The organism is Mesorhizobium oxytropidicola (genome assembly GCF_056174625.1).
Genome location: NZ_JBWBWK010000002.1, coordinates 403814 through 427777 on the forward strand (window position 1 = coordinate 403814; position 23964 = coordinate 427777).

Here is a 23964-nt window from a genome sequence, read left to right on the forward strand (position 1 = left end):
AGTCCGGTTCGGGAAGAGGCGGTGAGAAACCGGTCGCCGAGAGGCGACACGGCGCTTGCCGCCTACTTTTATACGTCACCGTGTTCCGCGGTGATTTAGGGGAAGGGGCCTCGGTCGCCGAACTTCAGAACCTCAGTCGCACCAAGCGCGAGGCCAAACTAGACGATCGATTCCATGAATCCGGCTTGGAAGGAACAATCAGTTGCTTGGTGGATTCCTCGTTTGCGATTGGCGAAACGAGGAGCAGCATCATGGCAGGACAGCGGCGTGTGATCGAGTTGGCGATGAACGAGGAAGAGGTTGTGCAATTGGGCGCGATATCGCGCTCGCGCACGGAACGCACGAGCCGGGTGGCGCGCGCGCAAATGCTGCTCAACTATCGTGAAACGCCGTCGTTCTTCACGGTGGGGCGAAGGCTGGGGGTTCATCATCAGACAGTGCAACGCTGCGTCGAACGGGCGGTGGACTATGGCCCGCTGGCCGCACTTGATGACCGGCCGCGACCGGGGAAGGAGCCTGTGATCACGCCGGAGGCTAAGGCTTGGCTGGTATCGTTGGCCTGTGACAAGGCCAAGGACCACGGCTATCCGCACGAGTTGTGGACGACGCGGTTGCTGGCCCGCCATGCGCGCGAGCACGGCCCGACGGTTGGACACGCCTGTTTGGCCAGTCTGGTCCAGGGCACGGTGTGCAAGATCCTCGGCAAAGAGGAAATCAAGCCGCATAAGGTGCGCTATTATCTTGAGCAACGAGACGCCGAGTTCGAACAGAAGATGGCCGAGGTTCTGTGCGTCTATCGTGAAGTCGAGGTCCTGAAAAAAGCCTCTGCCAAGTCGAACAGGCGGCGCAAGCTGGTGGCGATCATCTCGTGCGATGAAAAGCCCGGAATCCAGGCCATCGCAACGACGGCGCCGGATTTGCCGCCCGTGCCTGGCGCCTACGCCACCTTCGCGCGCGACCATGGTACAAGCGCCATGGCACGCTCAGCCTGTTGGCCGGGATTGATTTGCTTACCGGCAAGGTCCATGCGCTCGTGCGAGATCGCCATCGCAGCCGCGAGTTCGTCGAATTGCTCAAGCTCCTCGATGCTGCCTACCCGGTCGGGACCGCAATCAAGTTGATCCTCGACGATCATTCCGCGCACATATCGAGAGAGACCAGAGCCTGGCTCGCTACTCGACCGGCCGGCCGCTTCGAACTCATCTTCACTCCTAAGCACGGCTCGTGGCTCAATCTTATTGAGGGCTTCTTCTCCAAGTTCGCTCGCTCGGTGCTGCGCCATATCCGGGTGACCTCGAAACATGAGCTCAAACAGCGCATCATGGCTGGTATCGACGAGGTCAATCGCCATCCCGTCATCCACACATGGTCCTACAAACTCGCCGAGGCCGCCTGATATGATTCGAACCAAAGAAACGCAGGACTAGATGCTATCAAGGACGCCTGTACGGCCTATATCCAAGGACCGATGGCGGCGGCCTTGACTGAATTGGTACCTGCCGCCGCAGAGCGCGGGACTGCCGCTCGGAGACTTTCAGGTACGAACTGACGACGATGACAAGCAGACTCTCCTGCTTTGATATCCGACCGCAACGCCTGTTGAGAGGTATGTCCGTCCGGCAGTGAAGATTGAGTCAGGCGCCAAGTCAAGTAAGCACTCGAGCTAAATCACCCCGATCGGGTTGATACCGGCGCTACTAACGTTTTCCTTATGTGATCGTCCCGAACGGTTCTTTTTCTTTCCAAAGGCCGCTTCGAATGATAGATTCGTCCCGATAGGGATGAATATGCAGACGATAACCGACAGCAAAACCCTCGGCCTTCGGATCCGGCAGGAACGCAAATCGCAGGGCCTCACACAGGAACAGCTCGCCGGCCTTACCGGCGTCGGCGTGCGTTTCGTGCGCGAACTGGAAGGGGGGAAGGAGACCTGCCAACTTGGTCGTGCACTCCAGGTGGCCAGCGCCCTCGGCCTCTTCCTGTCGGTCGGCCGCCGAAGGGATAGCGGGTCATGACTCATCTACTGGACGTATATTTCAGGGAGACCAAGGCCGGCATTCTCAGCCAGGACGAGGACGGCGCGCTGGGCTACGCCTATTACGCCGACTATCTCGCCGGGCAGCAGCCCCGCGTCATTTCCTTCTCGATGCCGCTGCGGGAAGAACCCTATGCCGACCGGGTCGCGCGTCCGTTCTTCTCGGGCCTTCTTCCGGACGAGGGCGCGCGGCAGCGTCTTGCCGGAGCGCTTGGCCTTTCGGCTGGCAATGCGTTCGGCCTGCTCAAGGTCATCGGCGGCGAATGCGCGGGCGCCTTGTCGTTGTATCCAGCTGGTGAAGCGCCGGCTCCTTCCGACGATGACGAGGCTCTCAGTGCAGAGCGACTCAAGGAAATCATCGGCAAGCTGCGGGAGCGGCCCCTGCTCGGGGGAGAGGAGGGCGTTCGTCTCTCACTGGCCGGCGCCCAGGACAAGCTCGCGGTGATCGTCGAAGGCGAGACGATCGGGCTAGCCAAGGGCGGCCGCCCAACCACCCATATTCTGAAGCCGGTCATCCAGGCGCTGGAAGGAACCGTCGAGAACGAGCTCTTCTGTCTGCGCCTGGCAGAGCGTCTCCAACTGCCGGTTCCAAGGGTCGAGATGCGCCGTGCCGGCGACACCGCGTTTCTTCTGATCCAGCGCTATGACCGTGCGCGGACTGACGGCGGACACATCGAACGATTGCACCAGGAGGATTTCTGCCAGGCGCTCAGCGTTCCACCCGAACTCAAATATGAAGAAGAGGGCGGTCCCGGTACCAAGAGCTCGCTGGACCTGATCGATCGGGCCTGCGCACGACCGGCGGCGGACCGGTTGCGCTTCATCCGGATGCTGATCTTTCATTATCTCCTGGGCAATGCCGATGCGCACGGAAAGATACGCGCTGCTCTATGACGGCGATACGCCGAATCTCGCCCCACTCTACGACGTGGTTTGCACCGCCGCCTATCCGCGGCTGGCCAAGAAGCTCGCCATGGCGATCGGCGGACGATCCGTTCCCGACACGATCCAACTGAAGCACTGGCTGACGCTCGTTCCCGAAACCCGGGGCGCGCAACGCCTTCTCATCCGCGATATCGCAACCATGGCCGGGCGCATTGGAGATGAGGCCGACGCTTTGCTCGCGCAGCTGGCGAATGTAGGGGCGGACCACGCCATTCTAAAATCCGTGCGCGCAGTCATCGCGACCCGGGCAACGCACCTTTTGCGGATGACCGAAGGTGGATGACGCCTGAGGGTCCACAGGTAACAGACCTTGCTTCGCTCAACCCTTGTCGGTCTCGGTGGCGGAAACTGGGAATGAATCCCGGTAGATCGATCAGGACGGCAACTTCTTCCTGCTGGGCGAGGAGCCTTAATGGTCTCACCCAAAGGATACATCCAAGCGCGGAACCGCGCGTGCCTACAGGGGCCATTGTCATCGATGCGGCGGCCACGGCTGCCTAATCGGCAACGGGCAGACCACACCTATTGGCGACAAAAATGAAAAGGATCGTCGAACTCAAGAAGGTTTGGCCCCGCCTATCCGAGCCCACATGACGGAGTTCGGCATCATTGCGGCGAAGGGCGCACAGAACGTCGATCGATTGAAGGAACAACTGGATCTGCTGCCGGAAGTGGCCCGGATGCCCGTGAGTTTGCTCTTCGATCAGTTGGCTGTTAGCGGTCGTCAGGAAGTGCGCATAAACGGTGCCATGTGCTGTTTGGGGTTTTCCTGTGAGAGAGGTAGGGACCTGCTGATTTCGTTTAATCGGTCGGGGCATTGAGGTTTTGGATCTCCTGCTGGATGTCGAGGGCGTAGCATAACCAGATCTTGTCGCGCAGTTCGGTGAGGAGCTCGAAGACGGCGAGCGCCTGGTCGGGTGTCAGTGCGACGGCGTCGCCGCACACTACCAGCCTTCTCGACCACCTCATGAATATGGACCAGGCTCCCGGCCCAAGGATGCCACGGGTAAAAAAGCTCGTGCTCCGCGATCCCGTGGGCGTTCTGTCGTCGTGTTGTACAACGAGGTGCGCCCGCATGGGGCGATCGGGCACAGGTCCCGATCTCGTTGCTCAATCACGATGGCGCCGCCAGCCCGCCATCGTGAGAAAGCCGGGAAACTCCACCTTCCGGCGGTCCAGAGAATGGTATCGGAGCAGGCGCAATTGCTGGCCGCCATGTACGGCGTCAAACGTGTCGTCGATGTCGAGCACAATCCGCTTCGGCACCTGCCGGAAGGAAGCGCAATAGAGATCGACCATCGCCCGCCCCATCGCGACCAGCTCCCGCACGCCGGGCAGGTTCTCCAGCCGGCAGATCGGCGACTGGGAGGCCAGATCCCGACCCGACGGCAGCGCATCCTGGGCCATCTTGAAGACCGGATCGGAGCGCAGCCGGTTGGCGTCATTGCCATCCTCATAGCCGGCGGCGATCATCTTCATGCGAAAGCCGATCATGTCCGCCAGGCTGTGGACGACCTGGTCCGGGCAGCGCGGATCATCGATGCAACGCGCCAGACGGTCGGCCACCCGCAGTCGTTTTTCCACCTCGGCCAGCACCAGAACGCCACAGTTGGAGGACAACATGCCGCCGTTGAAACGGGCGACGACGGACTTGCCGCCCACTGATGACAAACCGCTCAGCGGCAGGGTAAGATCATTCATGGCGGGTGTGGTCTCCGGGAAATGATTCGGATCGGCTTTAGCAACCAAATCCTACGTCATTTCAATGGCTTGCGCCACATCCGCCAACCACCCTGAATTTTCGGGCTAGATAGATCACGTGTTGTTGTTGGTGGGCGCCCCGGCAACCGCTTCATCTTGTCAACCAGCCGCTCCAGCGATCCCGCGCGTTCCAACTCCGCAAAGAAATGATGCGGCGTGACGCTACCCAGCCGGTGCCTCTCGGCCAGTTTCCACACATAGGGATAGTCGACCATGAAATTGGATCGAGGCGACGCCTTGGATGGTTCAGCGTTGGTCAGGATGCCGCCGCCCACGAGCCGATCGGGAAGGAATTGCCACCGAGAGCCATGCCGCCGATGCGTTGCCGGCCATGTTCTTCCACCGATCGGGCATACTGCAAACAACGTCCCATGTGAATGAAAAAGACCGTTCAGAACAACGCTACAGCACGGGCTCTCACGGCGGGAATCCGAAGTTGTGACTGCAGGGGGAAGCGCCTTAGGCTTGGGTGGCATGCTTGTCTCACGCCAGTGGATTGCGATGTGGTGTGCCCGTCCTGACTTCCTCTGGCGAGCCGGCCCACCGCGGGTTTGGTTACCACCCCTGTTTGACATTCTCCGTTGCCCAGCAGCGTACAATGCTTCCTACGCCCAACCTGGTCGCTGCAGCAAACCAGTGTCATTGAGGGATTCGAATAATCGCCTCAAAACCATCCTCGCGACCTGGGGCAGGCGAGGCAAATTCAAGGCTGCCCCCGACGTGCTTGATAACATGATTAGCGATGGGTAGACCACGGCCTGAGTCCGCCTGAGTCGTACGACGCTTATATCGCTCTGTTATTTCGTCAAGGTCTGGGAGGGGCACCACCGGTCCTGCGTTTACAATGGCGATAGTTCCGTTAGCTCGGACGGAAACTGTTGCCAGGGTATCGGGCAGTCCATGTGTGAGTGCGTTGTCGAGTAGGAAATGAAGCGCGAGGGAAACCGCAAGGGCGTCTTCAAATTTGCGCACCAAAGGGGGGCAGCCGTCGACGTCAAGGATTAGCCGTCCGGCAAACCACGGCTTTTTCAAGAGGTCATTAACCTTTGACCGAACCTTTGGGACAAGATCGACGTGGTCTAGGACCGATTCGGCCACGAAACTGTACCCGACGCCACGCACTGTCGCTATTCGCTCCCAGTCGATCTTTTTGCGGAGCCGGCTAACATAAACCTCCACGGTGTTGCTCTCAATCTCCGAACCCAAGGAAAAGAGTACGTCCTCGATCTTCGCCTTCGAAACTAACGTTCCGGGCCGGCGCAGAAGGCAGTTGAAAACTGTCCATTCGCATGCAGTCAGGTAGACCGGCTGCCCGTCGCGCTCGCAGCGCCGCTCGGCCGAGTTTATTGACAGCGTCCCGACACAATATGGCTCCGGGAACTTCCCATGACGACGCCCCACGGCATGAATGCGCGCGGAAAGTACGCCGAAATTGAACGGCTTGGCCAAATAGTCGGCGGCACCAGCGTTGAGCCCCTCGATTTCGTCCTGATCGCGGCCTGCCACGATGATGACCGGTGCCGAATCAGGCCGCTTCTTCATCTCCCGCAGGTAGTCGATGCCGTTGCCGTCTGGCAGCTCAATGTCGAGCAGAACAAGGTCGTAGGCGAACAGACTTGCTTTATCCCGCGCTTCGGACAGGTCCTTGGCCCAGTCGACCGCGTGGCCCATCGTATGTTCGCGTACATCGCGGACAAAGTCCTCGTTGTGTCCAATGAGCAAAATATACATGCCGAGCTCCATTAATATCGCAGGGTTCATGCCTAATGACGGAACCTGACGCTACGCTGAACCCCCGTGGCGCAAATGTCCGGCGGCTTTCAAGCTGCCGTCCGGGTGTAAGAAGCCCGTTACGGAACAACCAAAAAAGGCAAATTATGGACGCCATTCTTTTCTCGGCACTTTTTATTCATGTGACCACCGTTGGCGCTGCATCGGCCGTCGGCAAATCCGACGTTGGGATCGCCGAAAGGCGACCCTGCCAAGCGGTACTGACCAAGCGTGAAGCGGCCCGAAGGCAGATCGGGCGGCGGCGCGACGCTCAGCAATTCGCGCGCGAGTGCGAGGCTGACCTTGCGAGAGCCGCCGGCGAGCAAGCCGTAGTGCCGGACGCGGTGGAAGCCACGCGGCAGGATGTGGAGCAGGAATCTGCGGGCACAGAAGAAAAGCCCGCTGCCGGGAGGAGGTGGCAGCGGGCTTGATTTGAAATGCAGCGCGGGAGGAGGTGCACTGCATTCAGCGTCGGCATCGCATCTGGGAGGAGTAGATGGCCGACAGGAGGATCATATCGGTTGCCGAAAATATTGCAATGCACAAAACTGTGTATCGCACCTGCGAACACGTTACCTGGGCCGCGCATCAGGTGGCGGCTCAGCTCAGTCCGGAAATCGCAATACCGCCTCGTCGTGACATATTCGGCCTTCCTGTAGGCGGCTTCCAGCCCCGCGGGCCGCGGCAAGCGAGCTGGTGAGTTTTCTCGCTTTATAGAACGGCCGCTTGCCGTACGAGAGGGATGGCGGCTCCCAGTCGGGATCAGGCTGTCGGCGAAGCTGAAGCCCAGCGATACGGGTCTTCTCCCATCCGGGCGTCCATCCCTGCCGAAAGTTCCGGCACGACCGCCAGGAGAGATGGAGAATGTAACTGTGCTACAGGCCGTCAGACGATGGTACGAAAAGAGGAGTGCGATCCGGGCGCCGCTGGCGACGAGCCGCACAGGTGCTCATTCTTCTCGACAAGCGCACCGCGTACTACGAAGCGCAGCGTGGCGCGGTCCCGGGCTCATGACGATGCCCGCGAATTCGTCCATAGGGCGAAAGTTGGCGCCGAGATCGCCCACATCGCGCCAGAGGCAGAGGCGGAGATGGACGTCGACGTCGTGCGAGCGGTCGACGACGACGAGCTTGATCGGCACCGACCTGGGTCAACGCACAGGATCTGACTGCGCCCGTGGCCCCAGAGCAGGCTATGGAACACGCAGCAGTTTCTCATATCTCTTGATCAGCCGATCCCGCTTCAGACGCGAGAGCTTCTGGATCCAGAAGATTCCATCGAGTTGATCAATCTCATGTTGGTGGCAGACAGCTAGCAAGCCGTCGGCTTCTTCGACCTGCTCGACGCCGTCCAAATCCTGATAGCCTACGCGAACGAAAGCATGGCGTTCGATCTCCTCAGTGACGCCTGGCATCGAGACACTACCTTCCGTGTGCCGGATCATTTCGGCGGAGGCCCAAAGGATAGCCGGATTGACGTAAGTCCGGAGCCGCGCTGGGGACAGTTCGATTACGACCAGTCGCTTCAAAATGCCGATATGCGGGGCGGTGATCCCGATGCCAGGCGCCGCTGCATGGTGTCCGCCAGGTCGATGGCGAGGTTCCGCAATTCGTCATCGAAGTCTGTTACGGGCTCGGCGACAGCTCGAAGGCGACGGTCGGGAAATCTCACGATCGGCCGGACCGTCACATGTCACTCCTTCGCCTCAGCGATCATCGTGTCGGAAGTCTGGTGATCTTCAGGCCGATCTTGCGGCGTTTCGCCGGTGCTGGCGCCGGGGGGAACTACGGGCTCAGGCACTGCTCCCTTTCTTCCTAGCCCGCTTGCCTTCGCCAGTTGAGAGCGCGCTGCCGTGTAGTTAGGGGCAACCATCGGGTAGTCCGCAGGCAAGCCCCACTTTGCGCGGTATTCATCCGGCGTCATGTATTGTAGTGAGTACCGATGTGGCGCCTAAGCGATTTGAATTTCCTGCCGTCTTCCAGGCAGATGATGAAATCTGGCGTCACCGAGTTCTTGATCGGGACCGCTGGCGCGCGCCTTTCTTCCGGCTGTGCCGCCGGTGCTTCCCGCAGCTTGCTGACCGCTGCATAGGTATCGGCAGCCACGCGGCCGAGTTCGGACGCGTGGAAAGCGGATTGTTGCTGACATACGCGGCAACGATGTTCGCGGTCAGCTCCAGGAGCTCAGTTTCGGGCGCAGCAATCTCTTCAGGCATTTGCGAATTCTCGAGATATCTCGTTCGTTGCGATCCCAACCGCGATCTCGCTACAGGAAACTTGGCCGGCCGTACAGGACCGGAAGCCGTCGGTGACGATCCGCATTGTCTGGGGAGCGATGCAGGGGCCATGGACGAGGGATTGCGCGTTATTCGCACTGGCGCCCATGGCAGGTTCCAACCCCGCTCTTATCGGCTCATTTCCCTTGGTCCAATCCCGACCTTTCCGATCAACCCGCAAGGGGTCCGCTACGCGAGCGTGCGGCCTTGAGGCTGACGCCTCTGCGGTGATCGCGGTCCGTCCCGAACCCGACGGGCGCCTGTCGAGCGGGGAATTGGTCCCCGCCACAACGGGAGCCAGACCATGTCGCACAATCTCAGCCTCGCGCAGTCCCACGCGTTCGAGCTCGCCCGCACCCTGATGGTCCCGGTGACGCTGTTCCAGGTCGACGGCGAATACGGCGTCCTGCCGAGCGACGAACTCGACGACGCCGACGTCATCGTCCTCCACGAATACGACCCCTACCAGTTCGGCCCGGCTCATTGAGCCGGGTTGCCCCGAGCGGACGTATGCCGCTTGCGAGCGGCGGCCGCAAGGGAGGCTGCGCCGCGGCTGGCGATGCCGTGGCGCTACCGCGCCCTGATCGATTCATCAGTTGCCAGCCGCGCCCTCGCCCCCATCGCTCTTCGCGGGGGGCGAGGATGGTTCCGCAAAGGCTGCGGAAACGGAAAGGCAATCGAGGAAAGGGCCGGGGAGTGTGAAGGCGATCCGGCGGAAAAACGATGGAAAAGAGAGACGTCGAGGAATTGAGGGATCGTGTGCTCTGCGCGGCCGTGCTGGAGCGGGCCGGTTTCGCGATCGATCTGAAGGAAAGCACGCGCCGGGCGGTCAAATACCGGCGCGGTGACGATATCATTATCGTCATCCACGATGGCAAGGGCTGGTTCGATCCGCTGTCCGACGCTAAAGGCGACGTGTTTTCGCTCGTGGCGCATCTCGACGACATCGGGTTCGCGGAGGTGCTGCAGCGGGTTTCGGAACTGGTCGGCTTCGTGCCGAGCGAACCAGTCTGGACGCGCCAGCCCCGCGACCACGCGCCGGACATCGGCGTCACCGAGCGCTGGCGTTTTCGTCGCAAGCCCTGGCGAGGCTCCATGACCGGGCGGTATCTGCGCAACGAGCGGGACCTCCCGGAATCCGTCATCCGGGCGGCGATGCGGCAGGATCGGCTTCGCGAGGGACCGCGCGGCAGTGTATGGGCCGCTCATGTCGACGACGACGGTGTCGTCACCGGCTGGGAAGAACGCGGACCGGAATGGCGCGGATTCGCCACCGGCGGCGGGAAGGTACTGTTCCGCTTGGGGCCACGCGAGGCCATTCGCTTCTGCGTTACGGAGGCGGCGATCGACGCGATGAGCCTTGCCGCGATCGAAAGCCTGCGGCCCGACAGCCTCTATCTGAGCACCGGCGGCGGATGGGCGCCCGCGACCGAGACGGCCATACGGACGCTTGCGACCCGCCCGAATACGCAGCTTGTCGCCGCGACCGACAACAATGTGCAGGGCGAAGCCTATGCCGAACGCATCGAGGCGATCGCCGTCGCGGCGGCATGCGGCTTTGCGCGGTTGCGGCCGGTCACGGAAGACTGGAACGACGATCTGCAGGCGATGATGAAAGAAGAAGAGGAACGGAGAGGGAAGAAGAAACCCGACTGCCGCATGCCGCCTGCCGCGTCAAGGGTGAAGCTTCGCCCGCTGCGCGGCCCTTGACCCGGCCGGACGGAGAGGCGGCCGCGGGGGAGGGGTCATGAAGGGCTGAATTGACGGCGAAGTCGGAAGGATGAGCCGCGCTCCAGCCCGACGAGGCTGAAAGGAGCCCGCCATGCACCCCGTATCCCCGATCAGAAAGGTCTTTCAGGGCGTCGCCGACCGGCGCCAGATGTTCCGCATGTTCGACCGTCACGCGCAACGGCCCAACCGCTGGGACGCGAGCGCGCTCTATGCCGGCGAATGGTTCGAGACCGGCCAGGCAGACCACGACTATATGTTCGAGATCCTGCCGCCACTCTGGATGCGCGGCGACATGTTCGCGATGCGCGAATTCCTGACCGGTAGTGTCACCAGCGTCTTCTTCGCGCTGACGATCGACAGCCAGTTCCGTCATTTCCACGGCTATTGCGATCTTTCCGACAGGGGCTCACCCGAGCGGATGCGTGCCGCGATCGTCGACCGGGAATCGCGGCCGGTGAAGGCAATGACGCGGACCGAGCGCCTCGATCACATCTGGAGCGCGACCCATGATGATTATCGCGGCTATGCCGGGGAGCGCTGGCCGGAGCCTGCACGTGGCAAGCGGACCATCACCGTCTACGGCGGCAGCCGGGGCACGACGTTGAAGCTGCTCAACGATCTCACCGACGAAGAGATCTCGGCCAAGCTTCCGGTGCATCTGCGCTACCTCCCCGACGCGATCGCGGCGTGAGGGGGGCGGCCATGTTCACGTTTCCCATTCTCGGCGTTCGCAAGGTCATCGAACGCGGAAAGACCGATGCCGCCGCCAATGGCGGATTCCGCAACCCGTATTACGGCCTCAGGCCCGGCAAGCGAGATCCCCGGCGTTTGGCTGGTCGGAGACCAGGGGGTCTACATCATGTCGAACGGAAAACTCGCCGACGGTGACCGCCCGCTCGTGGTCTATTCCGACGAGTGCCATCCGGTCGGCAATCCGGACTGGTTCCATTACAAACACCGTCATTTCGGCGGTGACGACGGGATCGAATTCATCGACGCCGAGAGGCTCATTCCGCTGTTCGATCGGAACATCCGCCGCACTCATCTGCTCGTGCAGCTGACCGAGACCGAAGTCTCGCTGTCCCTGATCGCCCGCTAGCCCCTTCACACCCTCACCAGCCCTTCACGCGGCCGACAACGCCGTCCGCGTGATCGCGCTCGCCAAAATCCAAGGAGATTTTCCATGCCCCGACGACCCCTTCACTCTCGACCTCTTCGGAAACACTGCGCTGTCCTCGGGCCTCTGCGTCGGGGTAACGGCCTTTTCGACGTCCTCCGCCGATAGTCCGGTCGATGACGATCCGTCTCCCGTCTCACCAGCCCCGGCCATGCCGATCGGCGCGGCCGCATTGCCTGCTCGGGCGCATCAGGTCCATAAGGGCGAGAACTTCAAGCTGGCAGCGACCCGCGGCCTTGCCACATCCTGGCGGGACCGGGCTCGTGACAATCTCGCCGCCATACGGCGCGCGCGATATCGTCGACCAGCAGCGGTTTGCCACGCCCGAGGAACAAGCAGCGCTGATCCGGTTCACCGGCTTTGGAGCTTCAGCACTGGCGAACGGCGTGTTCCGCCGCCCCGGCGAGCAGACGTTTCGCCAGGGCTGGGAGAAGATAGCCGCCGATCTGGAGGAGGCGGTCGACAGCCGGGACTACGCCTCGCTGGCCCGCTGCACGCAGTACGCCCATTTCACACCGGAATACATCATCCGAGCGATCTGGGCCGGCTTGCGGCGGCTCGGCTTCCGTGGCGGCAGTGTGCTGGAGCCGGGCGTCGGCACAGGGCTCTTTCCGGCGTTGATGCCAGAGGCATTGCGCGCTGCCTCGCACGTCACCGGCATCGAGATCGATCCGGTCACGGCGCGGATCGCCTGCCTCCTTCAGCCGAACGCCCGAATCCTCAACCAGGATTTCGCGCGGGTCGACTTGGCCGAGCATTTCGATCTGGCGGTCGGCAATCCGCCGTTCTCGGACAGGATCGTCCGATCCGACCCCGCATACCGTTCGCACGGCTTCCGGCTACACGACTACTTCATCGCAAAGGCCGTCTCTCGGCTGAAGCCGGGCGCACTCGCCGCCTTCGTCACCTCCAATGGAACGATGGACAAGGCCGATGCCCGCGCCCGCAAGCACATCGCCACAATGGCGGATCTGGTCGCTGCCGTTCGCCTGCCGGAGGGCAGCTTTCGCGCCGATGCCGGGACGGATGTTGTCGTCGACATCCTGTTCTTCCGCAGGCGCAAGCACGGAGAGCCCGAAGGCGATGTGTCATGGCTCGACCTGGAGGACGTTCAGCCCGCCACCGAGGACGAGAGCGCAATCCGCGTGAACCGCTGGTTTGCGATGCATCCTGACATGGTGCTCGGCGAGCATGCCCGTCGCCGCGGGATCTACGGTCCCGACGAGACCTATGCCTGCCTGCCGCATGCCGGCACGGATCTCGATGCGGCACTGACAGCCGTCGTGCATCTCCTTCCGGAAGCCATCTATGACGGCGAACCGGAAGAGATCGGAGCAGACGCTGGCGAGCATGTTGAAGCGCCGGCCCGCAACGCTGCGGACGGCGCGACAATCCGCGAGGGCAGCTACTTCATCGGCCAGAACACCGCGCTGATGCAGATGGTCGACGGCGAGCCCGTCACCATCCAGATTCGGAAGGGCGCGACCGGCGACGGCATCCCGGAAAAGCATGTCCGCATCCTCCGCAAGCTGGTCCCGATCCGTGACGCCGTACGCGAGGTGCTGAAGGCCCAGGAGTTCGACCGGCCGTGGAAGCCGGCGCAGGTCAGGCTGCGCATCGCCTGGTCGAGCTTCGTGCGCGCGTTCGGACCGATCAACTTTACCACTGTCTCGACCGCGCAAGATGAGGAAACCGGCGACGTGCGCGAGACGCACCGCCGGCCCAACATCCAGCCGTTCCTGGACGATCCCGATTGCTGGCTGGTGGCCTCAATCGAGGACTACGACCTGGAGACCAACACGGCAAAGCCCGGACCCCTGTTTACCGAGCGCGTGATCGCGCCACCCCTGGTGCCGGGAGGCGACGGGAAGCATTTTCTCGCCACAGGATGGCGTATCGCCCGTCCGATCGCGGAATGGCGGCGCGACGATTTTTATGGTCATGCCGGCCAACTCGCGGACGAGGCTACCTTCAGGGCCAAGGTGCTGAAACAGGCGGAACACCGGTGCGAGAAATTCGCGCTCGGCCGGCGTGAAGAGCGACCATCGGCAAGCACACCTTGGGGTCGTCGCAGGGTGCGACGGTCTATGCCGACGGTGTCGTTCTTCACTCGGCGGCCGGCCATGGTGGGTTTCTTCTCTCGCCCGAGCGCAACCGCAAGGTTCATCGATCGCTGCGTGTCGACGGCGGCGCCTACGAGGAGGATGAGGCCTGGGCAATCGTGGCCTTAACCTTTCCGCACCTGTTCACCAGCTTCGAGCGGCGCTGCGCGAACAGGACGATGAAGGACAGCTTCCCGGACGCCTGGGAAACGATCGCAGGCAACGTGCTGGGAACCGGTGAATCCTGGAGGAAGGACGAGCGCTCCTTCTTCGACGAGCACGCCGACGATTGGATCGTCGTGTCGGCGATCCTTTCCGGTCATCAATCCGGTTTCACGGAGGTCATCGCGACCCCCGGTGGCAAGCGCGGGCATGGTACCGAGGAGCGACGCTTCCTTGTTCCTTCGGACGAATACCGGGTCGGCCCCTTCGGCTTCATCATCGGTCCGCAGCGGCACGCCGTCTACGGCGGACCGTCCAGCTTCGTCAGCTGGCAGGGAAGGGCGGTATGATGTTGTCCAGAGATCGTCGTGCTCAGCTCTTCCGTATGAGGATGCGCGCCGGCAGACCCAGCGTCAGCTGGACATGATCAACCGCCAGATCACCCGCCGCATGGCGGCCCTGATACGGCAATATCCCGTCATACTAGGTATCGGCGGGGGAGATCGCCTGATCCAGGTGCATTCCTCGAACGGTATCGCGCCAACCTCGCTGCCGTTACCGCTGAGCGCCAGCCGGAGATCGCCGCCTTGTCGCGCAAGCTGGCGCGGCAGGAAAGCGCCATGGCGATATTGCGGCAGCGACTTCAATCGGAGACGCTCTGTGCGTGATCCGAGATGCTGGCGCCAGCCGCTGCCAAAGGTCAAGCATGGATGCGGGGGTGGCAACATCCGTGTCGAGCGAGCGACCATCATCAGATCGACGGCGCCCGGCGTCAGTGCGGCAACCCATGGGACTTTATTGCGGCGCCAGCCGAACAGGCGCCTATCCTTCGGCATGCCGGTGCCCGTGATCATCCCCTTGCCGGTCTTCCCGTCGGGTTTGCTGCGGTCTGAACCGGCGGCTGGCCACTTCAAGGCCGCTGACGCGCCGCCGGAGCGGCCGGAACCCGCCGATCTCGGCAAGGCCGGCCCGCGTCCTTCACAAGGACCAGTGAAAGGACTGGCCCCCGCTTGTCCGCAAGCCGGCCTCGCTCGCCTGGCAGGTCCCGGACCCTGAAGTGTCCAGCTTCCGCCGGTTCCTTTTGACCGCACCCGCAGGAAAGACCGGCAAGGGCCGGAACACCTGAAGGGCATCGCTAGAAAGGTAAGCTCAATGTCCAGTTCAGCCCGCTCAAGCAAGGCCAAGGCCCGCGTCGTCCAGCTCCGCAAGGGCACGACCCTCGAAATGGTCCGGCTCTGCTGCCCGGACAGCAACCAGGCCTCTCTCATATCCGAAAGCTTCGGCCTTCCTGTCCTCGACAGCGACGGCATCCGGGACTTTCATGAGCGCAGCCTGATCGAAGGCGCTGATACCCTCTCCGAGGGGCTTTCCGAAAAAGCCATGCAGATCCACCTGCAAAGGATCGTCGGCTCCTATGTCGGTTCGGCCTTTGGAGCAGGCCAGTTCTACTCGAAGGCCGTTACCGAGGCCAAGGACGCCACGGCCAAGCTCGCCAATGACACTCGCGACGAGGACATTGACGGTCCGGTCGGCTTCAACAGCAAGGCCCAGCGCAAGCGCGAATTCGCCGCCGACATGGGCCTTCAGGCACACGCCCTGCGCATGGCGGCCGAGGGCGCCGTCGCCGCCTACGAGCACATCATCGGTGAAAGCTGGAAGCCCTACGAGCGCCAGACCGAGAACCCCGGCCAGACCGTCAACCGGCAGGCAGCCGATCTCCAGATGGCGGCGCTTGGCTAACCCCCAATGGGCGGAGCTTCGGCTCCGCCCGATCTTCCTCCCTTGAGGCTGGCGTCCTACTGGACGCCGGCCTCTTCGCGTGCGCCAGGGCATCTGAAGCCAAAGAAATGGAAACCGTCGTCGAGGCCGCGCCAATCGCGGCCGTCACGAATGTTGGTCCTGCTCCGGTCCTCGGCCCCCGAAACGGCTGCGCCATCCTCCACTGACGTTGCGGCCCGCATGCAACGCTTCCCCGCCTTCCGATTCCTCTTCTGCGGGTTCGCGGACCTGCGGTCCTGCGCTTGCGGACCTCGTGACGGCCGCGATTGGCGCGGCCTCGAATGGAGGTTCGGAAATGGACAGGAAAAACAACAAGACCCGCGTCGACATCTACGCGAAAATCACCGATCGCATCGTCTCGGATCTGGAAAAGGGAGTGCGCCCCTGGGTCAAGCCCTGGAGCGGTGCGAACACCACGGGGCGTATAACGCGCCCGCTCCGCCACAACGGACTGCCGTATCAGGGGATCAATACGCTGCTTCTCTGGTCGGAGGCGGTTGCGCGAAGCTTTGTTTCCCCGACCTGGATGACGTTCAAGCAGAGCGTCGAGCTCGGCGGTCATGTTCGCAAGGGCGAGACCGGCTCCATGGTCGTCTATGCCAACCGCTTCAACCGAACCGAAACCGATGCCCAGGGCGAAGAGGTCGAGCGCGGCATTCCCTTCCTCAAGGCCTATACGGTGTTCTGCGCCGACCAGATCGAGGGGCTTCCGGCACAATATTACGGCAATCCCGCTCCGGTAGCCGATCCGGTGGAGCGGATCGAAAACGCGGACACCTTCTTCGCGAACACCGGTGCTGTCATCCGGCACGGTGGGGATAAGGCCTGTTTCAATCCAGCTCTCGACATCGGCAGTTATCTAAACAGTCAAGCTGTCTCACCGGCTTTTCACTGATCCCTTTCCATCGACGCCGAGCCTGACGCCACCCGCAAGCGGTGGCGACCCGTGCGCTCGCGTCGCTCCGAAGGAGCTATCACGATGTCTTCCAAGATGCAGTCCGGAGCGCGTGCCGATGTTTACACGCGCATCACCGCCGAGATCATAGCGGCAATACAGCAAGGTGCAGGCGAGTGGCGTGCGCCGTGGTTCCACAACGGAACGAGTAGTGCCCGCCCGACCAATATCGCTTCCGGCAAGCGCTACCGTGGCATCAACACGGTGGCGCTCTGGGTCGCAGCCATGGCCGTTGGCTACGGCGACGGCCTGTGGGGAACCTACCGGCAATGGCAGGACGCCGGCGCGCAGGTGCGCAAGGGTGAACGCTCGACCACCGTCGTGCTGTGGAAGCAGATCGCTTCCTCCGAGTCGGCTGACGACGATGACAGTGATGATGGTGGCCACCGACGGATGTTTGCCCGGGCATTCTCGGTGTTCAACGTCGCGCAGGTGGATGGGTATGAGCAGCCGCCGACGGACGTCCTGCCGGAGAGCGAGCGTCTGGCGCATGCGGAGGCTTTCATCGGCAACCTCGGGATCAAGACCGTGTTCGGCGGTACGGAGGCTTACTATCTCCCGTCATCGGACACGGTATTCATGCCGGACTTCGCTTCTTTCCGCGACGCCGCGTCGTTCTATGGGGTGTGGCTGCATGAGAATGGCCACGCCTCAGGGATGAAGCACCGGCTTGACCGCGATCTCTCGGGCCGGTTCGGCTCGGCCGCTTATGCCGCCGAGGAATGCTGCGTCGAGATTGTCAGCGGGCTTGTCCTTGCCGATCTGGGCATCGCCCACCATCCGCGGTCCGATCATGCAGCGTATATTGCCTCGTGGATCGAAGTGCTGAGGGGCGATCCTCGCGCCATCTTCATTGCCGCCAGCAAGGCGCAGCAGGCCGCCGACTGGATGCACGCGCAGCAGCCGGAACGCCCTGAAGAGCATCAGGCTTCATCCGCCATCCCTGACAAGACGGATGCGGGCCAGCCTGCTTCTCCTGTTCTCGCTGGCGCGTTGTAACAAGGCGCGGACCTGAACATGCTGGGCGATCACGTTCTCCAGCTCACGCTGGACCCGCTCCGCGTCCATCTGCGGGGAGCGGGGCTCCTTCAATCGGGATGGTCTTGCAACCTCGCCCTCTCGCAGTTCCGCCAGTATTGCCGGAGCGCGGTTTGCGGTCGCCCGGCTGACACCGGCCTCCCGTGCCAGATTGGCGACCGTCAGTCGGCCATCCGTCCGGATCGCATCCCCCGAGACAAGCCGGGTGAGCGCTTGGCGAAGCGCTTGCTCGGTCGACGTGCTAACCGGCTTCACGACCGTTCCTCCAGAAGCGGCGCGATCAGCTTGCGCATTCGATCACGGTCCTGCCTGATCGTGGCTCGCTGCACGTTCGACAATCGCTTCTCTTCCAGCATGGCATCGGCATGTGCGATCGCAGCTTGCCACGCCGGCAGGTGACGACGTGCGATACAGGAGTTCGGGCAGCGGTCAGGGGCGCAGTTCGACAGGATGGGCTGGCTTGCCGAGCCTGTCGACCGGCCAAGGCAAAGCGCTGTCGCCGGCTCGAAGAAGCAGTCGTTCAGGTAGCCGACGTGCAGCGTGCGCGCGAGGTGAGCGAGCATCGCCTTCACACGTTTTCCATCTGCGATAACGCCAGGCAGGGAGCCGATCTCCTGTCTGACACGATCGATCTCGTGCGCAATGCGGGAAGCACCCGGACCAGCCAATCGCTCGCCGCGCTGCGCCGCTTCGTAATGCACAACGATGTCGTCGAGCTGTCCCAGGTGGTGTTCTTGCTCAACCTCCTGGCGGAAGCCGGACGCCGACGAACCGGCATAGCCGTCGAACATCGCTACCGAGGCATGCTTGTATTGGATCTTGCCGGCGACCACACCGAACGGGCGGTTTGCGATGTACCAGGCCACGGTTCGGCGGAACTGCCGGGTGTTGAAGATCCAGCTTCGTCCTTCCACGAGCGGAATTGCCGGTTCTTCCGGCGCGCCGAAGCGCTGGTCCAGATGCTCGCGATACCGATTGATCCGCTTGACCACATGCGGCACGCCGCGATCAAGCGCAACGGCGCGATGCAGAACGATCCAGATACCGTCGTCCTTGCGCCGTGGCCTATGCCTTGCCGCCAGGCGTTCGGCGATCTCCACAGCACGGCCGACGGGCTCGATCGTTACCCATTCCTCCGGCTCGCCGCGCTCTTGCCGGCCCTTGTAAACGATGCTGCGGATCGTCAGCCTTTCGATCATCCCGTCGACACTGCGCTTGCGCTGAAGGCAGCTGGGCCGCATAGCTTGGACTTCACTGTCGCGCATGCCAGTCAGATAGGCGCACAGGATGTAGGCAGCGGTTTGAAGTTGCCGCTCCTCGTGCGCAAGCGCAAAGGCGTCGAAGCGAGGCCGCCATGGTTGGCCGCTAACGGGATCGATGGCGATCGGCGTGTCCATCCCGCCTTGCTCGACGCCGAGTTCCTTCACGGCGTCGAGAAGCATGGCGTAGGCGGCTTTGTTGCCCGTAAGGTTCGTGGGGCTTACCCCGCTTTGTAATGCGATCAGTCGGATGTTCAGAACATGGCCGTCCAGCCGCTGGTCGAGCGCGATAGCACCGCAGATGCCACCCATGCGCTCGGGCTCGTTCCATACTGGGACGCCTCTTCGTTCTTGTCGCCGCCGGTGCACCCAGTCAGCCACACGGGCTTCCATCGGGCGCTTCCTGGCTTGCCGTATCGTCGCCCTATAATCCGCTTCGAGCCCGTCAAGTTCGGCGCGTGCCGCGATGATGTCGGTCGAGAACAGCTCGACATAGCGCAGCGACCATCGCAGCAGCGCACCGATCACCGGCTCGGGAATGCGGGGCGTCACGTTCTCATATGCTCGCCCGCCGCAGCCCGCCACCTTGAAGGCTGGCGTCCCGTTCCAGGGAACGAAGCGCAAACCCCCAAGGGTCAGGAAGCGAGCGAGCCGGTGCAGTTGCACGGCAGGTCTAAGGCAGGCGCCAACCCGGCTCGGCAATACGGAACGGTTCTTCTGGAGAGCGAGATAAGCGTCGAGCAGGTCCTGATCGATAAGGGCGGAATCGAAGCGGCCCTCCCGTTCCCGCACGAACGCCATGAACTGACGCAGGGTGGCAAGTGCTGCGCGCGCGCTCAACGGCCGCAGCCGCCCAGAGCGATCCGGAAGGCGTTCGTTGAGCCAGGCGTAGATGTATTCCTTGGCGGTCAGCCGTTCCGCCGGACAGGCAATGTCGGTGAAGTCGATCGTCCGGAACGCATTGCGCGCGGTCACATGGAAGATTGCCGGATCGAGATTCCACACGTCGTCGCCGAAGCGCGAGAGCGTCTGCGGGTCGGTCCCTTCCTTGAGCTTCATCGAGCAGAGCACGATGTCGTTCTGGCTGCGTATGGCCGAAGAGGCTGTCGCAGGGGCAAGGTTCGATGCCGTCATCGTGCCGTCGCCTCCACCGGCAGATAGAGGAGCGTCGACCCTTCTGCAGCGCTGCGTGTCCGTGCTGCTTCCACGATCGGCGGCGCAAAGGCCGGCAGGATCTGGTTCGTGATACGATGCCAGGGGCGGCCGAACTTGATCGACCACTCGTCGGCGTTGAGGGTGGCGCGCTGTTCGGCCATGAAGGACTGGAATGCAATGAGCGCCGGGAGCTTGCGTTCGGTGATCACGGCATTCTCGCATTCAAGGCACCCCCAGAACGGGGTCGGGCAGGGTTTGCCCGCTTCCGCGAACGGGCTTTCGTAAAAGCTGCCGCATCGAGCGAGCCACACATCCTGCTCGTCCGTTGCCGGACGTGGGTCTTGCCGCTCCGCGACAAGTTCTTTCCGCTCGCTCATAGCGATCCGCGGCTTCAGCGCAGCGTCGAGGGCATCGTGGAACGCGTCGGCCAGAGTCTGCTCGTGAACATGGCGCAGGGCCGGTATGTCCGCATAGTGGCGGGCCGCGACACCGATCGAATGGCCGACGGCGAACTGCTCGAGCTGGCCGTTCGTGCGTCGATACCACTCGGCCTTCTGGGTCTTCCGCAACCGCGACAATCTCAGTCGCAGCGGCACACCGTCGTCATCGACCAGTTGGTAGCGCTCGACGAAGGTGGCGATGCCTTGTCCGCCTTCTTCATTGGCTGGACGCAAGCCGTCGATGGTCCAGAGGACCCACAAGCGATCCGACCCGGTGTGTCGTCGGGCACGATCGGTGAACGCGATCGCCATTCTGACCAGCCCACCGGGCGTAGCGCTCGATCCATCCCGCACCCGAAGGCGCTTCCACTCCGAGCCGCGTGCCCGGCGCTTGTAATACTCGATCTCGACATAGCCTCTGGTGGGATTGCGCAGGCAGTCCGCCTTCAGGTGAATCAGACATTCCATCTCCATCCCGGTCTCCAGCGACAGCAGCGCCAGGAATGCCGCAAGGTCGATCGCCGTGAGGTGGAACCCCCGGTGTGGCGCCTCGATCCTGTGATCGACCTTTCGGTAAGCCGCGAGATTGATGAAGCGCCTGAAGGCGGGGTTTCGCGTCACAATCTGTCCGGATCGCATGATCTCGACGATGATGGCATCGTGGCGCGCGCGCAGGCGTGTACATGCGGCGACCTCCGGTGGAGGCGGCGGGACATCGTCACCGAGCGCGATGCGCTGGCGGGCGTCAGTGATCTGAGCCCGTGCTGCGGCACGCAGCGCTTCGGCGATCCGGCTGCTGTAGGCGTCGCGGGGCCGGCTGCCGCCACTATCGCCATGACCGAGATAGCGCAGGCGAGATACGACGTCCGGCGTCAGCACGCCGCGGCGATCCTCAACCGCGATGCGGAGCACGCTGATCAGCGCAGCCAGGAGGTGTCGCTGGGACAGCCGGTTCCCGGCATTCTGCTCAAGCCACGCTTCATAATCGTTGATCAGCTCGACAGTGATGTCGCCCAGTTCGCGGAGGGCAATCTCCCAGGCATCCAGGAACGACCAGAACCGGCGGAGATTGAGGACCGTGCGTTGTACCGTACGTCCTATCGGCGTTGGCCCCATCTGGCGGATACGTTCCCGCAGCAGCGGGGCGATCTCGGCAACGAAGGATGGGTGCGACCAGGAACTTAGATCGACAATGAACTCGCTGCCCGCATCGATACGCACGGAGAAGCGGCGCGGATCGGCCACGATGACGGCTGCGGCGGCGTTCTCATTCGGGGGAGCCGATCCGGGCGGGAACCTTGCCCGTCTTCCCCGGCTCATGGCGCCGGCTCCACGGCGGCAACATCCAGGCCAAGATTGCCCACCGCCGCGTCGACGATCTCCTGGCTGTCCGCAAGATGATCAAGATAGATATAGGTGCTTTCGATCCTGCTGTGCCCCATCAATCTCTGGAGCTTCAGCAGTGGATCGCCGATCATCCGGCGATAGGCGGAGCCGAGATGTCGTGATCGCTCGCTGACAACCCAGCCAACCTGCTCGCGCAGAAGCAGCGTCAGCATATGGACGGCAAAGCTGTGGCGAAGCGTGTGAGGGGTCACGTGCATGTCCGCGAAGCCGAAGCGACGGCATCTCTCACTGGCGCGTCCGAACACGGCTTCCCATGATGCCATCGGCATTGGCTCTCCGTCTTCCGTCAGCCAGAGCGCCAGCGGCACACCCTTCGCGGCATCGACGAGGCGCCGCCGCTCCGCAGGCGTCAACTGATCGACGCTTACCCTCACCGCGCGGTCGCCATCGTTCAGGCGAAGAGCCCGATGCTCGTATCCGGCCACTGGAATCGGGCTGTGCGTCCGGCGGATGCGACCGCTCCGCCGCGCGCGCCCGAGAGCGTTCTCCCGCTCGATCCGGGCGTAGTCCTGCAATTGCCCAATCAGTCGGATCGGCATGAGGAAGTCCCGGCCGCGCGAACCCTTCGCGGTCGCGGCGGCCAGTCGGGAGGCGAGAGATCGGGCCGTGGAATCAGGTCGCGTGTCCACTTCCGGCAGTTCGCTCAGCAGCAGGCTCGATGCTTCCTGCAGCCGCAAGCCGGTCGTGATCAGCAGTTCCGCGAACAGCGCATTACGCGCTCCGTTGCGGCCTCGCCATGTTGGGTCTTCCCGCCCATCGGGAAGCCTGCCGCGTAGCCCGACATCGCGGAACACCAGATAGCGCGGCAGGTCGAGGAAGCGCATGTCGCCATTGCGAGCTCCGCTCTCCTTGGCGCAGTTCACTGCCACGGCCATGACCGCACCCGACGTTGACGCGCGCGACCAGAGCTGCCGATAGGTGAACGGAGCGGCGGCAATGACCTTCTCTTCGGCAGCCCAATGATAAAGCTTGTCGAGCGCCGCGATCATCCGGTTCCAGGAAGAAGCGGATATGCGGAACGGAGGCTCGGACAGACGCCGGGCTTGGTGGAATGCGGCGATGTCATCGCGGTCGGCCGACCAGAGAGATTTGCCGCCCCGGCGCTCTTCGAGGAAGCGCATCCAGACTACGATATCCCGCGCATAGGCACGCAGACTGTTCAACGAACGCACACCCATGGTCGGGCACGATCGGAGGAAGCGGTTGAGGTGATGATCGTAGGTTCCGTCTCTTCCGAGAATAAACGGCATGCCTTCGACGAGGCCGATGCTATCCGCGGCAGTTATCTCGTCAGGGGCTAGCTCCTGTGTCACGCCCTCGACCGTCACGGACCGGCGCAGGGCGGAAGATCGGTGAAGAACAACTGCGGCAATGGACCTCCAGAGGGCACCGAAGTTTTTGCCGGGGCGGGCTCGAGTCCGCCCCGGCAAAAACTTCGCACCCGCATCACTCGACGATCTGCGTCTTTGGATGTCGACGATAGCCGCCAACTCTGACGCCTGTGAGACAGGTACGCAGAGTCTGGATAATGTGCAAATGCCTCCGTTCGAGAGTTTCCGGGACGCGCCGAGTTACTATGCGACCCTTGGGCACGAACTGACCCATTGGGTCGGCGCTGAGAAGCGGCTTGATCGCAATCTCTCACGATATCACAAGGATCGTTCCTTCAGGGCGCACGAGGAACTCGTGGCCGATCTGGGCGGCTGTTTTTTGGCGGCCGATCTCGGCATCGTTCCCGAGCTCGAGCCGAGGCCCGACCACGCAAGCTATCTTGCAAGCTGGCTTGAGATTCTCAGGAACGAGAAGCGTTTCATCTTCGCCGCGGCGGCCCATGCCCAGCGGGCGGTCAACTATCTGCATGATCTCCAGCCGCAGGGGACACTGGTCGAGCACGCTGCGTGATACTGCATCTCCAATCGCATGGCGCTGGGCCATCCAGAGCGCTTAAGGGCCACGCTGCGTTCGCAGCTAGG

The 23964-nt window shown here is 62.8% G+C and carries 14 protein-coding genes and 12 pseudogenes; 16 read left to right on the forward strand and 10 right to left on the reverse strand.

The window, feature by feature from the left end:
* Nucleotides 1-251: 251 nt before the first annotated feature.
* The 5 genes and pseudogenes from AC0V8S_RS37355 to AC0V8S_RS37375 form a co-directional block, all read left to right on the forward strand.
* Nucleotides 252-1396: pseudogene (locus AC0V8S_RS37355) on the forward strand (IS630 family transposase).
* Nucleotides 1397-1787: 391 nt separating this feature from the next.
* Complete coding sequence (locus AC0V8S_RS37360) at nt 1788-2015, forward strand: helix-turn-helix domain-containing protein (protein WP_258598928.1); 228 nt, start codon at nt 1788-1790, stop codon at nt 2013-2015.
* Nucleotides 2012-2929 (forward strand): HipA domain-containing protein, encoded by a 918-nt coding sequence (locus AC0V8S_RS37365; RefSeq protein WP_475438785.1) that lies wholly within the window; start codon nt 2012-2014, stop codon nt 2927-2929. Before AC0V8S_RS37360 ends, AC0V8S_RS37365 begins: the two co-directional genes overlap by 4 nt.
* Nucleotides 2898-3263, forward strand: a complete 366-nt coding sequence (locus tag AC0V8S_RS37370) for a hypothetical protein (protein WP_475438786.1) — start codon at nt 2898-2900, stop codon at nt 3261-3263. Before AC0V8S_RS37365 ends, AC0V8S_RS37370 begins: the two co-directional genes overlap by 32 nt.
* A 265-nt stretch (nt 3264-3528) precedes the next feature.
* Nucleotides 3529-3690, forward strand: a pseudogene (locus tag AC0V8S_RS37375) (IS110 family transposase); the annotation flags it as partial.
* Between the two features lie 91 nt (nt 3691-3781).
* On the opposite strand, the gene AC0V8S_RS37380 reads toward AC0V8S_RS37375, so the two are convergent.
* From AC0V8S_RS37380 to AC0V8S_RS37410, 7 genes and pseudogenes are all read right to left on the reverse strand, one after another.
* Nucleotides 3782-3925 carry a hypothetical protein gene (locus tag AC0V8S_RS37380; RefSeq protein ID WP_183455085.1) on the reverse strand — a complete coding sequence of 48 codons (144 nt, stop codon included), beginning with the start codon at nt 3923-3925 and terminating at the stop codon, nt 3782-3784.
* 237 nt (nt 3926-4162) lie between these two features.
* A pseudogene (locus AC0V8S_RS37385) lies at nt 4163-4681 on the reverse strand (transposase); the annotation flags it as partial.
* Between the two features lie 56 nt (nt 4682-4737).
* The gene (locus AC0V8S_RS37390; protein ID WP_475438787.1) at nt 4738-5016 is read right to left on the reverse strand and encodes a hypothetical protein; all 279 of its coding nucleotides are present in this window, start codon (nt 5014-5016) and stop codon (nt 4738-4740) included.
* A gap of 364 nt (nt 5017-5380) precedes the next feature.
* Nucleotides 5381-6472, reverse strand: coding sequence for an ATP-binding response regulator (locus AC0V8S_RS37395; RefSeq protein ID WP_475438788.1), 1092 nt, complete (start codon nt 6470-6472; stop codon nt 5381-5383).
* Between the two features lie 308 nt (nt 6473-6780).
* A pseudogene (locus tag AC0V8S_RS37400) lies at nt 6781-6894 on the reverse strand (transposase); the annotation flags it as partial.
* 809 nt (nt 6895-7703) lie between these two features.
* Nucleotides 7704-8200, reverse strand: a pseudogene (locus AC0V8S_RS37405) (peptide deformylase).
* A gap of 3 nt (nt 8201-8203) precedes the next feature.
* A pseudogene (locus AC0V8S_RS37410) lies at nt 8204-8726 on the reverse strand (Ros/MucR family transcriptional regulator).
* Between the two features lie 364 nt (nt 8727-9090).
* Here AC0V8S_RS37410 and AC0V8S_RS37415 point away from each other — a divergent pair.
* From AC0V8S_RS37415 to AC0V8S_RS37460, 10 genes and pseudogenes are all read left to right on the forward strand, one after another.
* Entirely contained in the window at nt 9091-9273 is a 183-nt protein-coding gene (locus tag AC0V8S_RS37415) for a hypothetical protein (protein ID WP_183455088.1), read from the forward strand.
* 236 nt (nt 9274-9509) lie between these two features.
* Nucleotides 9510-10496 carry a DUF3991 and toprim domain-containing protein gene (locus AC0V8S_RS37420; protein WP_258598936.1) on the forward strand — a complete coding sequence of 329 codons (987 nt, stop codon included), beginning with the start codon at nt 9510-9512 and terminating at the stop codon, nt 10494-10496.
* Nucleotides 10497-10608: 112 nt separating this feature from the next.
* Nucleotides 10609-11208 carry a DUF1419 domain-containing protein gene (locus tag AC0V8S_RS37425; protein ID WP_475438789.1) on the forward strand — a complete coding sequence of 200 codons (600 nt, stop codon included), beginning with the start codon at nt 10609-10611 and terminating at the stop codon, nt 11206-11208.
* A gap of 11 nt (nt 11209-11219) precedes the next feature.
* A pseudogene (locus AC0V8S_RS37430) lies at nt 11220-11616 on the forward strand (DUF3085 domain-containing protein).
* 49 nt (nt 11617-11665) lie between these two features.
* Nucleotides 11666-13550 (forward strand): annotated as a pseudogene (locus tag AC0V8S_RS37435) (N-6 DNA methylase); the annotation flags it as partial.
* Nucleotides 13542-14308: pseudogene (locus AC0V8S_RS37440) on the forward strand (DUF7007 domain-containing protein); the annotation flags it as partial. The pseudogenes AC0V8S_RS37435 and AC0V8S_RS37440, both read left to right, overlap by 9 nt.
* A pseudogene (locus tag AC0V8S_RS37445) lies at nt 14308-14626 on the forward strand (hypothetical protein). The pseudogenes AC0V8S_RS37440 and AC0V8S_RS37445, both read left to right, overlap by 1 nt.
* A gap of 484 nt (nt 14627-15110) precedes the next feature.
* On the forward strand, nt 15111-15698 hold the full coding sequence (locus AC0V8S_RS37450; RefSeq protein WP_183455092.1) for a BAR domain-containing protein: 588 nt from the start codon (nt 15111-15113) through the stop codon (nt 15696-15698).
* 334 nt (nt 15699-16032) lie between these two features.
* Nucleotides 16033-16587 (forward strand): annotated as a pseudogene (locus AC0V8S_RS37455) (ArdC family protein); the annotation flags it as partial.
* 129 nt (nt 16588-16716) lie between these two features.
* Nucleotides 16717-17691: an ArdC family protein gene (locus AC0V8S_RS37460; RefSeq protein ID WP_475438790.1), complete on the forward strand. Its 975-nt coding sequence runs from the start codon at nt 16717-16719 to the stop codon at nt 17689-17691.
* A gap of 290 nt (nt 17692-17981) precedes the next feature.
* On the opposite strand, the gene AC0V8S_RS37465 is transcribed toward AC0V8S_RS37460, so the two are convergent.
* The 3 genes from AC0V8S_RS37465 to AC0V8S_RS37475 form a co-directional block, all read right to left on the reverse strand.
* The gene (locus AC0V8S_RS37465) at nt 17982-19829 is read right to left on the reverse strand and encodes a site-specific integrase (protein ID WP_475438791.1); all 1848 of its coding nucleotides are present in this window, start codon (nt 19827-19829) and stop codon (nt 17982-17984) included.
* 290 nt (nt 19830-20119) lie between these two features.
* Nucleotides 20120-21829, reverse strand: coding sequence for a hypothetical protein (locus tag AC0V8S_RS37470; RefSeq protein WP_475438792.1), 1710 nt, complete (start codon nt 21827-21829; stop codon nt 20120-20122).
* 71 nt (nt 21830-21900) lie between these two features.
* A complete protein-coding gene (locus tag AC0V8S_RS37475) occupies nt 21901-23319 on the reverse strand; it encodes a tyrosine-type recombinase/integrase (protein ID WP_475438793.1) in 1419 nt (472 codons plus the stop codon).
* Nucleotides 23320-23509: 190 nt separating this feature from the next.
* Here AC0V8S_RS37475 and AC0V8S_RS37480 point away from each other — a divergent pair.
* A pseudogene (locus tag AC0V8S_RS37480) lies at nt 23510-23893 on the forward strand (zincin-like metallopeptidase domain-containing protein); the annotation flags it as partial.
* Nucleotides 23894-23964 lie beyond the last annotated feature (71 nt).

Bases quoted from the DNA above. Each gene is read 5' to 3' on its own strand.
- AC0V8S_RS37360 (WP_258598928.1), top strand. From the start codon at position 1,788: ATGCAGACGATAACCGACAGCAAAACCCTCGGCCTTCGGATCCGGCAG.
- AC0V8S_RS37365 (WP_475438785.1), top strand. From the start codon at position 2,012: ATGACTCATCTACTGGACGTATATTTCAGGGAGACCAAGGCCGGCATT.
- AC0V8S_RS37370 (WP_475438786.1), top strand. From the start codon at position 2,898: ATGCGCACGGAAAGATACGCGCTGCTCTATGACGGCGATACGCCGAAT.
- AC0V8S_RS37395 (WP_475438788.1), bottom strand. From the start codon at position 6,472: ATGTATATTTTGCTCATTGGACACAACGAGGACTTTGTCCGCGATGTA.
- AC0V8S_RS37415 (WP_183455088.1), top strand. From the start codon at position 9,091: ATGTCGCACAATCTCAGCCTCGCGCAGTCCCACGCGTTCGAGCTCGCC.
- AC0V8S_RS37420 (WP_258598936.1), top strand. From the start codon at position 9,510: ATGGAAAAGAGAGACGTCGAGGAATTGAGGGATCGTGTGCTCTGCGCG.
- AC0V8S_RS37425 (WP_475438789.1), top strand. From the start codon at position 10,609: ATGCACCCCGTATCCCCGATCAGAAAGGTCTTTCAGGGCGTCGCCGAC.
- AC0V8S_RS37450 (WP_183455092.1), top strand. From the start codon at position 15,111: ATGTCCAGTTCAGCCCGCTCAAGCAAGGCCAAGGCCCGCGTCGTCCAG.
- AC0V8S_RS37460 (WP_475438790.1), top strand. From the start codon at position 16,717: ATGTCTTCCAAGATGCAGTCCGGAGCGCGTGCCGATGTTTACACGCGC.